Source organism: Archangium sp. (genome assembly GCF_036389735.1).
Classification (GTDB): Bacteria; Myxococcota; Myxococcia; order Myxococcales; family Myxococcaceae; genus Archangium.
Window position 1 is genome coordinate 1 of record NZ_DASVWK010000962.1, and the last position, 12,438, is coordinate 12,438.

Annotated in this window: 13 protein-coding genes and 1 riboswitch; of the genes, 7 read left to right on the forward strand and 6 right to left on the reverse strand. The window is 69.6% G+C overall.

Annotated features, from left to right (window positions below):
* Both VF794_RS34165 and VF794_RS34170 read left to right on the forward strand, forming a co-directional pair.
* The coding region (locus tag VF794_RS34165) for a TolC family protein (RefSeq protein ID WP_331117311.1) at positions 1–594 on the forward strand (594 nt) is incomplete at its 5' end.
* A complete protein-coding gene (locus tag VF794_RS34170) occupies positions 525–1,025 on the forward strand; it encodes a TolC family protein (RefSeq protein WP_331117312.1) in 501 nt (166 codons plus the stop codon). The genes VF794_RS34165 and VF794_RS34170, both read left to right, overlap by 70 nt.
* Before the next feature lie 13 nt (positions 1,026–1,038).
* Here the strand turns inward: VF794_RS34170 and VF794_RS34175 are convergent, their stop codons facing one another.
* The gene (locus VF794_RS34175; RefSeq protein ID WP_331117313.1) at positions 1,039–1,554 is read right to left on the reverse strand and encodes an OmpA family protein; all 516 of its coding nucleotides are present in this window, start codon (positions 1,552–1,554) and stop codon (positions 1,039–1,041) included.
* A gap of 218 nt (positions 1,555–1,772) precedes the next feature.
* Here VF794_RS34175 and VF794_RS34180 point away from each other — a divergent pair, with 218 nt between their 5' ends.
* From VF794_RS34180 to VF794_RS34190, 3 genes are read left to right on the forward strand one after another with little or no spacing between them, the layout of a single operon-like run.
* On the forward strand, positions 1,773–2,939 hold the full coding sequence (locus VF794_RS34180) for a protoglobin domain-containing protein (protein ID WP_331117314.1): 1,167 nt from the start codon (positions 1,773–1,775) through the stop codon (positions 2,937–2,939).
* Complete coding sequence (locus tag VF794_RS34185; protein ID WP_331117315.1) at positions 2,936–3,643, forward strand: response regulator; 708 nt, start codon at positions 2,936–2,938, stop codon at positions 3,641–3,643. The genes VF794_RS34180 and VF794_RS34185 overlap by 4 nt, the downstream gene beginning before the upstream one ends.
* A complete protein-coding gene (locus tag VF794_RS34190; protein WP_331117316.1) occupies positions 3,640–4,746 on the forward strand; it encodes a sensor histidine kinase in 1,107 nt (368 codons plus the stop codon). Before VF794_RS34185 ends, VF794_RS34190 begins: the two co-directional genes overlap by 4 nt.
* A gap of 1 nt (position 4,747) precedes the next feature.
* Here VF794_RS34190 and VF794_RS34195 read toward each other — a convergent pair whose 3' ends face one another.
* From VF794_RS34195 to VF794_RS34210, 4 genes are all read right to left on the reverse strand, one after another.
* Entirely contained in the window at positions 4,748–6,169 is a 1,422-nt protein-coding gene (locus VF794_RS34195) for a sigma-54 dependent transcriptional regulator (RefSeq protein WP_331117317.1), read from the reverse strand.
* A 49-nt stretch (positions 6,170–6,218) separates the two neighbouring features.
* A complete protein-coding gene (locus tag VF794_RS34200) occupies positions 6,219–6,749 on the reverse strand; it encodes a hypothetical protein (RefSeq protein ID WP_331117318.1) in 531 nt (176 codons plus the stop codon).
* A gap of 122 nt (positions 6,750–6,871) precedes the next feature.
* Complete coding sequence (locus tag VF794_RS34205; RefSeq protein WP_331117319.1) at positions 6,872–8,185, reverse strand: universal stress protein; 1,314 nt, start codon at positions 8,183–8,185, stop codon at positions 6,872–6,874.
* 21 nt (positions 8,186–8,206) lie between these two features.
* Positions 8,207–8,632, reverse strand: a complete 426-nt coding sequence (locus tag VF794_RS34210) for a CBS domain-containing protein (RefSeq protein WP_331117320.1) — start codon at positions 8,630–8,632, stop codon at positions 8,207–8,209.
* A gap of 240 nt (positions 8,633–8,872) precedes the next feature.
* A riboswitch (TPP riboswitch) is annotated at positions 8,873–8,981 on the forward strand.
* A gap of 39 nt (positions 8,982–9,020) precedes the next feature.
* Here VF794_RS34210 and thiC point away from each other — a divergent pair.
* Both thiC and VF794_RS34220 read left to right on the forward strand, forming a co-directional pair.
* Positions 9,021–10,904 (forward strand): phosphomethylpyrimidine synthase ThiC, encoded by a 1,884-nt coding sequence (gene thiC, locus VF794_RS34215; protein ID WP_331117321.1) that lies wholly within the window; start codon positions 9,021–9,023, stop codon positions 10,902–10,904.
* 133 nt (positions 10,905–11,037) lie between these two features.
* Complete coding sequence (locus VF794_RS34220; protein WP_331117322.1) at positions 11,038–11,430, forward strand: DUF4870 domain-containing protein; 393 nt, start codon at positions 11,038–11,040, stop codon at positions 11,428–11,430.
* Between the two features lie 25 nt (positions 11,431–11,455).
* Here the strand turns inward: VF794_RS34220 and moaA are convergent.
* Positions 11,456–12,438, reverse strand: a 983-nt coding sequence (moaA, locus tag VF794_RS34225; protein ID WP_414640999.1) for a GTP 3',8-cyclase MoaA, incomplete at its 5' end; no start/stop codon positions are given.

Consider the following 12,438-nt stretch of genomic DNA (forward strand, 5'->3'; position numbering starts at 1 on the left):
GCGCTCCGCACGGCCTCGGAGCGCCAGCCGCAGCTGCGCCAGGCCCAGGCCAGCACCGAGGCGGCGCGTGCCCGCGTGGACCAGTCCCGCGCCGGGCTGCTGCCCCAGGTGAACGCCAACGCGGGCTATCAGGTCTCCACCGCGCGCGATACCGGAACCACGCCGGTGGATGGGAGCACCAACTTCCGGCGGGGTAGCGGCTTCACCGTGGGCGCCACGGCGAGCCAGCTCCTCTGGGACTTCGGGCAGACGACGGGGCGCTACCGCGCGGCTCGCGAGTCCGCCGACGCGCAGGCGGCCACGGCGTTCCAGACGCGGCTGGACGTGCTCACCGAGGTAAGCACCGCCTACTTCAACGTGCTGGCGCAACAGGCGCTGGTGGACGTGGCGCGCGAGACGCTGGAGAACGAGGTGGCGCACCTGCGGCAGGTGGAGGCCCAGGTGCAGGTGGGCACTCGGGCGGAGATTGACCTGCTGCAACAGCCCTGGCGCGCCGGCCGGATCTCACCGCGAGCGAGCGGCAGGTGCGTGCCCAGCAGCAACAGGTGTCGGCGGCGCGGGGCGGGTACTGGCCCAGCCTCACGGCCTCGGTGAGCGCCAACGGCGCGGGTACGGACCCCGTCAACCAGGACTTCGGCCTGACGGGGCAGGTGGGTCTGAACTGGCCGTTGTTCGAGAGCGGGCGGACGCGCGCCCAGGTGCGCGAGGCGGAGGCCTCCCTGCGCGGTGTCCAGGCGCAGCAGGATGCGCTCCGCCAGCAGGTGCGGCTGGAGGTGGAGCGGGCCCTGCTGTCCGTGCGCGCCACCCGGGAGGGGCTGGCCGCTACGGAGGAGGCGCTGATCAACGCCCGGGCACGGCTGCGGCTCGCGGAGGGCCGCTATCGTGAGGGCGTGGGCAACATCATCGAGCTGGGCGACGCGCAGCTCGACGCCACCAGCGCGGCCGCCCAACGAGTGCAGGCGGAGTACAACCTGGCCACCGCCCGCACGGAGCTGGGGCGCGCGCTCGGGCTGCCGCGGTCGTAGATCAGACCTGGACTCAGAGCCGGACCTGGATCTCGTAGCGCCGGTTCTTCGCCTTCTTGGCCGGCGTGTTGTCCGGCTTGGCCACGAGCTGCTCCGAACCACGGCCCACGGCGAGGATCTCCCCGCGCGGCACGCCCCGGGCGACCAGCTCCTTGACGATGACCTCGGCGCGCTTCTCGCTGAGCGCCTTGTTCTTGGCCGCGTCACCGCTCGAGTCGGTGTGCCCGGAGACCTCGAACTTGTAGTTCTTCAAGCCCGCCCCATCGAGCTGCTTCTTGGCCTCGACGAGCGCGTTGGTGAGGTTCTTGAGCTTCTGGTCGCAGCCGGCCTCGAGCACGTCGGTACCGGACTTGAAGCTGCACTGGTTCTTGCGCGACTCGTCCATCAGCTTCGCGTTGACGCGCTTCTCCACGGCGGCCTTGCCCGCCTCGCCCGCGCCCTTCTTGAGCTGGTCGAACGGGCTCTGCGCGGACGCGGCACCGGGAACCGCGAGCAGGGACAGGGCGATGAACAGCGCCTTCATCTTCATGGACGTCTCCTGAGGTGGGACTTCGGAAGTGCATGCAAAGGCTGCGCTCCCGCCCGAGGCGCCGCAAGGATTGCGGCTCGCGGGTGTCCGCTCCCCGAGGAAACACGGGTGGCGTGCTTCTTGCCCCTGGACGACACGCTCCTCGCTTTCCAGGCAGGGAAGGGCTGAAAGCCCTCTGTCACAAGCCTCGGGGTGCGCTAAGACGTTCTCTTGCAAGCATGGCGGAAACCTTGTTCGAAGAGTTGAAACGATACGTGGACTTCGGACCGGCGGACGAGCAGGCGCTCCGTTCCCTCCACGAGTTGTCCCAAGCGCACTTCAGCGAGATCGCGCACGTCTTCTATACGCGCATCCTGGAGCACGAAGGCGCGCGCAAGGCCCTGGCGGGGGAGAGCCAGGTGGGCCACCTCAAGGTGACGCTGCGGGGCTGGATGGAGCAGCTCCTGAAAGGCCCCTGGGACGAGTCCTACTACCAGCTCCGCTGCCGCATTGGTCGCATGCACGTGCGCATCGCGCTGCCCCAACATTACATGTTCGGCGCGATGAACCACCTGCGGCAGGAGTTCAACCGCATCATCGACGAGCACTACCTCACACAGCCCGAGGCGCTGAGGGTGACGCGGGTGGCTCTCGGGAAGATCCTGGATATCGAGCTGGCCATCATGCTGCACACCTACCGGGAGGATCTGCTCGCCCAGCAGGCGCGCAGCGAGCGGCTGTCCACGTTCGGGCAGCTCGTGGGCTCCATCGGGCACGAGCTGCGCAACCCCCTGGGCGTCATCGAGACGTCGCTCTTCATCCTCAAGGGCCGGCCCCTGGCCACCGACGAGCGCGCCCTCAAGCACCTGGATCGCATCGGCGAGCAGGTGTCCCTGGCCAACCGCATCGTCACGGATCTGCTGGACATGATCCGAGACCGCCCGCTCAAGCGCGAGCCACTGCGGCTGGAGGAGGTGTGGAAGGACGCGCTCACCTCGGTACCGTTGCCCGCGGGGGTGTCCCTGCGCGTCGAGGGCCTGGGCGAACTCCCCTCGCTCCAGGGAGACCCCGGGCAGATGCGCCAGGTCTTCGTCAACCTGATGGAGAACGCCATGCACGCCGTGGGCGAGCAGGGCACGGTGTCGCTGGTGGCCTCGACGGGCCCGGACGCGGTGGAGCTGGTACTGGAGGACTCGGGGCCCGGCGTCAGCGACACCATCCGCCGCCGCATGTTCGAGCCGCTGATGACGACCAAGGCCCGTGGCATCGGCCTGGGCCTGCCGCTCGTCAAGCGCATCCTGGAGCGCCACGGGGGCTCCATCGCCTACGCGCCCCGCGAGGGCAGTGGCGCTCGCTTCGTCCTGAAACTTCCCCTCCCCCCCTCTTCTCCGCAGGTGACGGCATGAGGAACTACCTGCTGCTCGACGACAACGAGGCCTTCGCGGAGAACCTGGCGGAGATCCTCCGGGACGGGGGCGACGAGGCCACGGTGGTGACGGATGGGGAGCGTGCGTTGGAGCTGGCGCGCTCGAATCGCTTCGACGTGCTCCTCACGGACATGAAGATGCCCGGCATGAGCGGGGCCGCGGCGGTGCACCACATCCGCAAGGTGGACCCAGGGCTCGCCGCCGTGGTCATCACCGCCTACCCGGGTGAGGACGACCTGGAGACGGCCCGGCGCGAGGGATTGCTCGCGGTGCTGCCCAAGCCCGTGCCCATCCCCACGCTCGTCACCCTGCTGTCCGAGGCGCGCCGGGACGGGCTGGTGGCGCTCGTCGAGGACGACCAGGCCCTCAGCGACAACCTCACCGAGGTGCTGCGCACCCGGGGCTTCTCGTGCGTCACGGCGCGCTCGGTGCTGGATGCCGATCAGCTCGCCTCGGTGCGGCCCTTCGTCGCGCTGGTGGACCTGCGGCTGCCGGGTGGCCCCGATGGTGAGGCGCTGCGGCGGCTGCGCGCGCGCTTCCCGGAGCTGCCCGTGTTCGTGATGACGGCCTTTCCGGATGCGGTGCCGGACTCCGGCCACGGCGTCTTCTCCAAACCCTTCGACACGGCCACGTTGCTGGAGACCCTGGAGCGCGTCCACGCGCGGCAGGGGCAGGCGTCATGAATGCTCCCCCGTCCCACCGTCCTCGCGTGCTCGTCGTCGACGACAACGCGGCTTTTCTCGACAACCTCAACGAGCTGCTCGGCGATGCCGGCTACTCGGTGGCGGGCGCCAACAGCTGCCGCCAGGCCCGTGAGCGTGCCCTCGGGGGCTTCGACGTGGCGCTGGTGGACCTGCGGCTGCCGGACGGGGAGGGGACGGCACTCGCCCGCGAACTCAAGGAGAAGGTGCCCGAGTCCGAGGTGGTGCTGCTCACCGGCTTCGCCACGCTGGAGACGGCCGTGGCGGCGGTGCGCGCGGGCGCGTGCGCCTACCTGATGAAGCCCTGTGCGCCCAATGAGCTGCTCCTCACGCTGGAGCAGGCCATGCGCCAGGTGCGCCTCCAGGCCGAGAAGCGCGAGCTGGCGCGCCGCGCCCAGGTGACGGAGAAGCTCGCCGCGGTGGGCACCATGACGGCGGGGCTCTCCCATGAGATCCGCAACCCGCTCAACGCCGCGGCCCTCCAGCTCTCCGTGCTGGAGCGGCGGGTACGCCGGCTCTCCGAGGATCTCCAACCCAACCTGTTGTCACCGCTGCTGTTGGTGCGCGATGAGATCCGCCGGTTGGATCACATCCTCGAGGACTTCCTCCAGTTCGCCCGGCCACGCGAGTTCCGCCCGGAGCCGGTGGAGGTGAAGACACTGCTGCGGCGCGTGGTGGACCTGCTGGGAAGCCAGGCGGATACGCGCCGGGTGCGGCTGGAGCTGGAGGGTGACGGGGGCGGACAGGTGCCGCCCATCTGGGGCGAGGAGGAGCGGCTGCGCCAGGTCCTCATCAACCTGACCATCAACGCGCTGGAGGCCACGCCCGCGGGCGGGCTCGTTCGCGTCTCCGCGGGTCGCGAGGGCGACATGGCGTGGATCACCGTGGACGACACGGGCCCGGGGATTCCAGCGGAGATCCGCGACCGGCTCTTCGAGCCCTTCTTCACCACCAAGGCCCAGGGCTCGGGCCTGGGGCTCTCCATCGTCCACGCCATCGTGACGCAGCACGGTGGCTCGCTGGAGGTGGGCAGCGGGCCCGAGGGTGGGGCGCGGCTGTTGCTCCGCCTGCCCCTGGCCCGCTGAGCTACTCCGAGGCGGCCTCGGACTCCGCCTCGTCCTCCGGGCCCGGCGTGGGCGGGGGCGTGCCGTTGGTGGCGGCGCTGTACTCCTTCAGCCGGTACTGCACCTTGCGCACGCTGATGCCGAGGATCTCCGCCGCCCGCGTGGTGGAGCCGCCCACCATCTCCAGGGTGCGGAGGATGGCCTCGCGCTCGATCTGCGCCAGGGTGGCCCCCGGAATCAGCGACGAGGGCGAGGAGCCCAGGGGCCGCGGGCCCCGCAGCACGGGGGGCAGATCATCCGTGGTGAGCTCGTTGCCCGGGGCCAGCACCACCGCGCGCTCGATGGCGTTCTCCAACTCGCGGATGTTGCCGGGCCAGTCATACGACAGCAGCGCCTGGAGCGTGCCCGGCGCCAGCCCCCGCACGTCCTTGCCGTACGAGTCGCTGTACTTCTCCAGGAAGTGGCTCACCAGTGCGGGGATGTCGCTCTTGCGCTCGCGCAGCGGCGGCAGCGTCACCGCCACCACGTTCAGCCGGTAGTACAGGTCCTCGCGGAACCTGCCCGCCTTCACCTCGGCCACCAGATCGCGATGCGTGGCCGCGACGATGCGCACGTCCACCTTCAGCGTCTGCGTGCCACCCACGCGCTCGAACTCGCGCTGCTGGAGCACGCGCAGCAGCTTCACCTGCACCGACGGGGCGATTTCCCCGATCTCGTCCAGGAAGAGGGTGCCGCCGTCGGCCAGCTCGAAGCGGCCCTCCTTGCGGCCCACCGCGCCCGTGAAGGCGCCCTTCTCGTGGCCGAACAGCTCGCTCTCCAGCAGGCCCTCGGACAGCGCGGCGCAGTGCACCTTGACGAAGGGCTTGTCGCGCCGCGGCGACTCGTGGTGGACGGCTTGGGCGATCAACTCCTTGCCCGTGCCGGACTCGCCGAGGATGAGCAGCGTGGCCTTGGTGCTGGCCGCCCGCTTCACCATGTCGTAGACGGCCTGGAGCTGGGACGAGTCGCCGATGATGTTGTGGAAGCGCGCCCGCTGGCGCACCTGCTCGCGCAGGCTCTCCGTCTCGCGCCTCAGGGCGCGCTTCTCCAGCGCCTTGCCCAGCACCACCAGCATGGCGTTGGCGTCCAGCGGCTTGACGAGGTAGTTCTCCGCGCCGGCACGCATGGCCTCCACCGCCGTCTCCACGCTGGCGAAGGCCGTCATCATGATGAACGTGGTGTCCGCGCCCTGCTCCCGGGCTTTTTGCAGGAACGTCAGCCCGTCCATCTTCGGCATGCGCACGTCCGTGAGCACCACGGCGGGCGAGAAGTCGGCCAGGCGCGCGAGGGCCTCTTCTCCATTGGCGGCCTCGGCCACCTCATAGCCCTCCTCACCCAGGATGGTGGCAATGGCGCGGCGGGCATTGTCCTCGTCGTCGACGACCAGGATGCGTTGAGCGGACATGGTCTCCAAACCGTAACAGTCAATCGCGCGGGAGCGCACGCATGTTGCGTCAAGGATCCCAACCGACCGTGCGACTCCCCTGACTCCAGTGCCACTGCCGCTCGTGGTGACGCGCCTCCTCCAGCGCGGCCGCGTGCTGCTCGTCCCAGGTGTCGATGAGCGGCTCGATGCGCGGGGTGAGCCGCAGCATGGAACTGGGGAAACACCGCTCCGGCAGCGTCTCGAAGATGCTCCAGGCGAGTCGGGCCTCGTCCTCGGTGCGCACCGCTACATGGGGGCGGACGATCAGATCCGTGTAGTGCGGCTGTCCGTCCGGCCCTTCCACCCGGCGGGCCATCGCGGAACTCTGGTAGAAAAGAATTTCCACACCCAGGGCACGCGCTTGCTCCAGGAAGGCCAGGAGGGTTCGCCCCTCCACCGCGCCCACCAGCAGCGTCTCCGGATTCCACTGCTCTCCGATGATGTCGGGGGAGCGCCCATCCACTGAGATGGGAGGGGCCCGCTCTCCGGAGAGGACAGCGCCTGCTTGGCTCCGCCATTGGAGCCGCGTCTCGAACTCGCTGATGGAAACGTAGGTCACCGCCCACCTCCGGGATGTCGTCCTTCCCGGAAAGACCTTCAAGGTGCGTGCCGGAAGTCCCGAAAGACGAGGAGTTCCGCCCCTTTACAGGCAGCGGGGCAGGGGGCTGCCCGCCTGTCCGCTCATTCCACTGGCCGGACGAGCAGCACCGGCCGGGGGCTGCTCTGGAGCACCTCCTGCGCCACCGAGCCCGCCAGGGCCTTGTTGAGCCCCGAGCGCCCGTGGGTGGCCAGGCAGATGACGTCGCAGCCGAGTCGCTCCGCGGCCTGGGTGATGGCCTCGGACACCTTGCGGCCGTGGACGACCTCCACCCGGGTGGAGATGCCGCGCGCGGCGGCCTCGGGGGGGATGAGGCCCCGGAGCTGCTCGGCGAGGCGCTCCTGCTCGGGCGAGAGGACCTTGGAGGACGAGAGCGCGCCCACGGACTCCAGCACGTGCAGCAGGTAGACGGTGCCTCCAGTGGGCACCACCGAGTACGCATGCCGCACGGCGCTGATGCCCACCTCGGACAGGTCCGTGGGGGCCAGCACCCGGCGCACCTCGGGGATGGTGACGGCGGCCATCGAGCTGGAGGGCACGCACAGCACGGACACGGCGGCCTCGTGGATGACCTTCTGGGAGACCGAGCCGTACCACCACTTGCTCGGCCCGGTACGCTGGTGGGTGCCCACCACGATGAGGTCCGCCGCCTCCCGTCGGGCCAGCGCGACGAGCGACTCCGAGGGTCGGCCCAGACCGGCGTCCAGGTGGACCCACACCGCGCCGCTGCCGGGCATGTCGCCCAGGCGGGCTGTCAGGTCGCGGCGCAGGGCCTCCTCCACCTCGGGCGTCACCTCGGACTCCTGAGAGAGGGGGACGCCGTAGCGCACGTGCGCGTCCGCGCCCCAGTAGTGGTGGACTGCCACCACCTCGCAGGGGCCGAACGAGCGCAGCTTGCGCACCCAGGCCACCGCCGCGTCCGAGGGGGGTGAGAAGTCCAGGCCCAGGAGGATGCGCAGGCTGCGCTCTCCCCGTGCCCAGGCCTCCAGCGGGCCCGCCGAGCGCATGACGAGTACCGGGCATCGGGCCGCCTGCACCACCCGCTCCGCCACGTTGCCGATGCGCCAGCGCGGCGCCCGCTGCCCGTGGTGGGACACGATGAGGAGCGAGGCGTGGACGACGGTGGCGTGCTCGACGAGCACCTCGTCCGGCGTCCCCTCCAGCAGGTGGATCTCCACCCGCGTGTCCTCGGTGCGCAGCTCGGCGGCCTGGGCCTCCAGGCGGGAGGTCACCTCGCGGCGCAGGGTCTCGTCGCTGGAGGTGGTGCGGCCCACGCTGCCGTACTCGGTGATGTGGACCAGGTGGAGCACCTCGCCGCTCTTGCGGGCGAGTGCCGCCGCCGCCCGCGCCGACGCCATCGCCCGTTCCGAGAAGTCCGTACCGAAGACGATCGACATGGTGCCCCCCCTTGGCCTGCGTCAGGCCTCGTATTCGGCCGCGAGACTCCTGCGGTCCATGTCCTCGATGAGGTGCTGGGCGTAGCGGACCATGTCCGCCTCGGTGATGATGCCGACCAACGCTCCGTCCGCGCCCACGACGGGCAGGCAGCCGTACTTGTTGTCCAGCATCAGCTTGACCGCTTCCCGGGTGGGCGTATCCGAGCGCACCGTCCGCACGTCGCGCACCATGACGTCCGAGGCCGCCAGGGTCTGTGACGGGGCGCGCTGGGCCGCGGCCTTCAGCAGGTCGCGGTGGGTGACGAGCCCCACCAGCTTGCCATCGCGCACCACGGGCAGGTGGCGAATGCGGTGCAGGCGGAGCATCTCCTCCGCCTTGGCCAGGTTCTGGGTCTCCGTGAGCGTGACCAGGTTGCTGCGGGTCATCAGCTCTCCGACAGTCTGCATTGCGTGGCTCCGGTCCTTGAAGTCCTACGTCCTGCGAGGAAGCTATTGCAGGTTCAAGACCAGGGCGTGGAAGCCTCGGTGCCCGCTACGTCGGCTGGTTCACGCCAGGGGTGAAGTGCAATGGTTTCGTGGTTTTAGAGGCCCCCCGCATATCCTGCGCGGGCCCTCCCGGCCGCTTGCTGAACAACAGGGGGCCCTCCGGGCGGTTGCTGCCCGGCTGCCCGGTGCGCTACACCCTCGCTCCATCGCTAGGGGTGCCCCCGGGGAGGGGCTGAGACGGCCGTGAAGCGGCCAACCCTTCGAACCTGAACCGGTTCATACCGGCGGAGGGAAGCGGCGGGCGCTCCATGCCTCGCCTGTCCCCTCTGGTTGGATGAGGAGGAGTGACGTGAGCGGAGCCTCGAAGAGCCTCAAGGTGGATGGCAAGGTGCTGGAGGGCATCACCCGCGGGCCGTTGCCGGCCTCGCGCAAGGTGTACGTGTCTGGTGTGCGGCATCCGGACGTGCGCGTGCCCATGCGGGAGATCAGCCAGACACCCACCCGGCAGGGCCATGGTCCCGACGCGAAGGTGACGCCCAACCCGTCCATCTTCGTCTACGACTCGAGCGGCCCGTACACGGACCCCGAGGCCCCCATCGAGCTTCGCGAGGGGCTGCCCGCGCTGCGCTCCGAGTGGATCCGCCGCCGGGAGGACGTGCAGGAACTGGCCGGCATCACCTCCGAGTACGGCCGCGCCCGCGAGGAGGACCCGCGCCTGAATGGGCTGCGCTTCTCCCACCGCCGCAAGCCGCTGGTGGCGAAGTCGGGGGCCAACGTCACGCAGATGCACTACGCCCGCAAGGGCATCATCACCCCGGAGATGGAGTTCGTCGCCCTGCGCGAGAACCTCCAGCGCGAGGCCGTGGCCGCCGAGCTGTCCCGGCAGCACCCGGGCCACTCCTGGGGCGCGGCCATCCCCCGGGAGATCACCCCCGAGTTCGTGCGGGACGAGGTGGCTCGGGGTCGCGCCATCATCCCGGCCAACATCAACCACCCGGAGCTGGAGCCGATGATCATCGGCCGCAACTTCCTGGTGAAGATCAACGCCAACATCGGCAACTCGGCCGTCACCTCTTCCATCGAGGAGGAGGTGGAGAAGATGGTGTGGTCCATCCGCTGGGGCGCGGACACGGTGATGGACCTGTCCACCGGCCGCAACATCCACGAGACGCGCGAGTGGATCCTCCGCAACGCCCCGGTGCCCATCGGCACGGTCCCCATCTACCAGGCGCTGGAGAAGGTGGGCGGCAAGGCCGAGGAGCTCACCTGGGAGCTCTACCGCGACACGCTCATCGAGCAGTGCGAGCAGGGGGTGGACTACTTCACCATCCACGCGGGCGTGCTGCTGCGCTACATTCCGCTCACGGCCAAGCGGATGACGGGCATCGTCAGCCGCGGCGGCTCCATCCTGGCCAAGTGGTGCCTGGCGCACCACAAGGAGAACTTCCTCTACACGCACTTCGAGGAGATCTGCGAGATCCTCAAGGCGTACGACGTCAGCTTCAGCCTCGGGGACGGGCTGCGGCCGGGCTCCATCGCGGACGCCAACGACGCGGCGCAGTTCGGCGAGCTGGAGACGCTGGGCGAGCTGACGAAGGTGGCCTGGAAGCACGACGTACAGACGATGATTGAAGGCCCGGGCCACGTGCCCATGCACCTCATCCAGGAGAACATGACGAAGCAGCTCGCGGTGTGCCACGAGGCGCCCTTCTACACGCTGGGGCCCCTCACCATGGACATCGCGCCGGGGTACGATCACTTCACCAGTGGCATCGGCGCGGCGATGATCGGCTGGTTCGGCACGGCGATGCTCTGCTACGTCACCCCCAAGGAGCACCTCGGGCTGCCCAACCGGGATGACGTGAAGGAGGGCGTCATCACCTACAAGATCGCCGCCCACGCCGCGGACCTCGCCAAGGGGCACCCGGGCGCGCAGCTGCGCGACAACGCCCTGTCCAAGGCCCGCTTCGAGTTCCGCTGGGAGGACCAGTTCAACCTCTCGTTGGATCCCGAGCGCGCCCGCGCCTTCCACGACGAGACCCTGCCCGCCGAGGGCGCCAAGGTGGCCCACTTCTGCTCCATGTGCGGCCCGCAGTTCTGCTCGATGAAGATCACCCAGGACGTGCGCGACTACGCGGACAAGGTGGGGCTCCAGGAGCAGAAGGCGCTGGAGACCGGCATGGCCGAGAAGAGCGAGGAGTTCAAGAAGGCCGGCTCGGAGATCTACCGCTGAGGTCTGGCTGACTTCCGAGGTCTCCTCCTTCCACCAGATGCCGGAGACGTGACATCTGGCCGGAGAGTGGGGGAAAATGGGTCCACAGGGGCGCGGTGCTCGCGCCCGTTCAGGATTCAGGAGGGGACTTCACATGGAATACCAGCAGCGGGCTGGCTACATCACCGGTTCGCCGGCGCCCACGGCGGACGAGAGGACGTGGGGCATGATCGCGCATCTGAGCGGTCTCGCCACCTCCTTCATCTACATGCCCTTCCTCGGGCCGCTCCTGGTCATGTTGATCAAGGGCAAGGAGTCCGCCTGGGTGGAGCAGCAGGCCAAGGAAGCGCTCAACTTCCAGATCCTGATCACCGCGCTGGTCTGGGGTGGCTCGTTCCTGACGGCCACGCTCGTCCTGGCCTGCATCGGCATCCCGGTCGCCGTCCTCGGCGGGCTCTTCGGCCTGGTGCTGAGCATCATCGCGGGCATCAAGGCCAACAACGGTGAGACGTACCGCTACCCCGCGACGCCGCGCCTGGTGAAGTAACCCCACGGCTCGGGCATCACGGGGCTCAGCCGCCGATGCCCATCATGGACAGCAGCGAGCCGCCGGCTCCAGCCTCGGTGAAGCGATGGCCGTCGGGCTTCTCGCCCAGCGCGTGGCGGATGGCCAGGGCGAGGTCCGCATCCGTGGCCCCCCCCCGGATGAGCGTGTGCAGCGGAGCCTGGGCACGCCCGCCGAGGCAGCTGCGCAGGTCTCCGTTGGAGGCCACGCGCACGCGGTTGCAGCCGCCGCAGAAGTTCTGGGTGAGCGGCGAGATGAAGCCCACGCGTCCGCCCGGAGCCCGCCAGTAGGTCGCCGGGCCGGAGAATCGGCCGTGCTGCTCGTCATCGGGCACCAGGGGAAGGCCCGCGCCCTGGAGCCGCTCCACGAGCTCCACCGTGGGCACCGGCGTGCCCTGGCCGAAGGGCATCAGCTCGATGAAGCGCGGCACCATGCCCCGGGTGTGGGCATAGGCGATGAGGTCCGCCGCCTCGGCGTCATTCACCCCACGCATGACGACGACGTTCAGCTTGAGCAGGGTGAAGCCCGCCGCCACGGCCGCGTCGATGCCGCGCAGGATGGAGGCGAAGTCCCCCTGCTTGGAGATGCTCCGGAAGGTGGCCTCGGACAGGGTGTCCAGGCTGATGTTGAGCTGGGTGACGCCCGCCTCGCGCAGGGGGCTGGCCAGCCGCTCCAGGTGGCTGGCATTGGTGGTGATGGCCACCTGCTCCACCCCCGGCTGTGCGGCGATGCGCTGGGCCACCTCGACGATGTCCGGGCGGATGAGGGGCTCGCCCCCGGTGAGCCGCACCCGCCGGATGCCCATGCGGGCGAAGACGGAGACGATGCGCTCGAACTCCTCGGGCGTCAGGAGGTCCTTCTTCCCGCCCCAGCTCGCCGGCGAGCAGTAGGTGCAGCGGAAGTTGCACCGATCCGTCACCGACAGGCGCAGGTACGTCATCGTCCTACCCTGGGCGTCGAGCAGGGGAGGGGTCAGGGGATCCCGAGGTA

Excerpts from the sequence above, each read along its gene's own strand:
- VF794_RS34210 (WP_331117320.1), bottom strand. The coding sequence starts at position 8,632 with ATGCAGACTGTCGGAGAGCTGATGACCCGCAGCAACCTGGTCACGCTC.
- VF794_RS34195 (WP_331117317.1), bottom strand. The coding sequence starts at position 6,169 with ATGTCCGCTCAACGCATCCTGGTCGTCGACGACGAGGACAATGCCCGC.
- VF794_RS34190 (WP_331117316.1), top strand. The coding sequence starts at position 3,640 with ATGAATGCTCCCCCGTCCCACCGTCCTCGCGTGCTCGTCGTCGACGAC.
- VF794_RS34175 (WP_331117313.1), bottom strand. The coding sequence starts at position 1,554 with ATGAAGATGAAGGCGCTGTTCATCGCCCTGTCCCTGCTCGCGGTTCCC.
- VF794_RS34180 (WP_331117314.1), top strand. The coding sequence starts at position 1,773 with ATGGCGGAAACCTTGTTCGAAGAGTTGAAACGATACGTGGACTTCGGA.
- VF794_RS34220 (WP_331117322.1), top strand. The coding sequence starts at position 11,038 with ATGGAATACCAGCAGCGGGCTGGCTACATCACCGGTTCGCCGGCGCCC.
- VF794_RS34185 (WP_331117315.1), top strand. The coding sequence starts at position 2,936 with ATGAGGAACTACCTGCTGCTCGACGACAACGAGGCCTTCGCGGAGAAC.
- VF794_RS34205 (WP_331117319.1), bottom strand. The coding sequence starts at position 8,185 with ATGTCGATCGTCTTCGGTACGGACTTCTCGGAACGGGCGATGGCGTCG.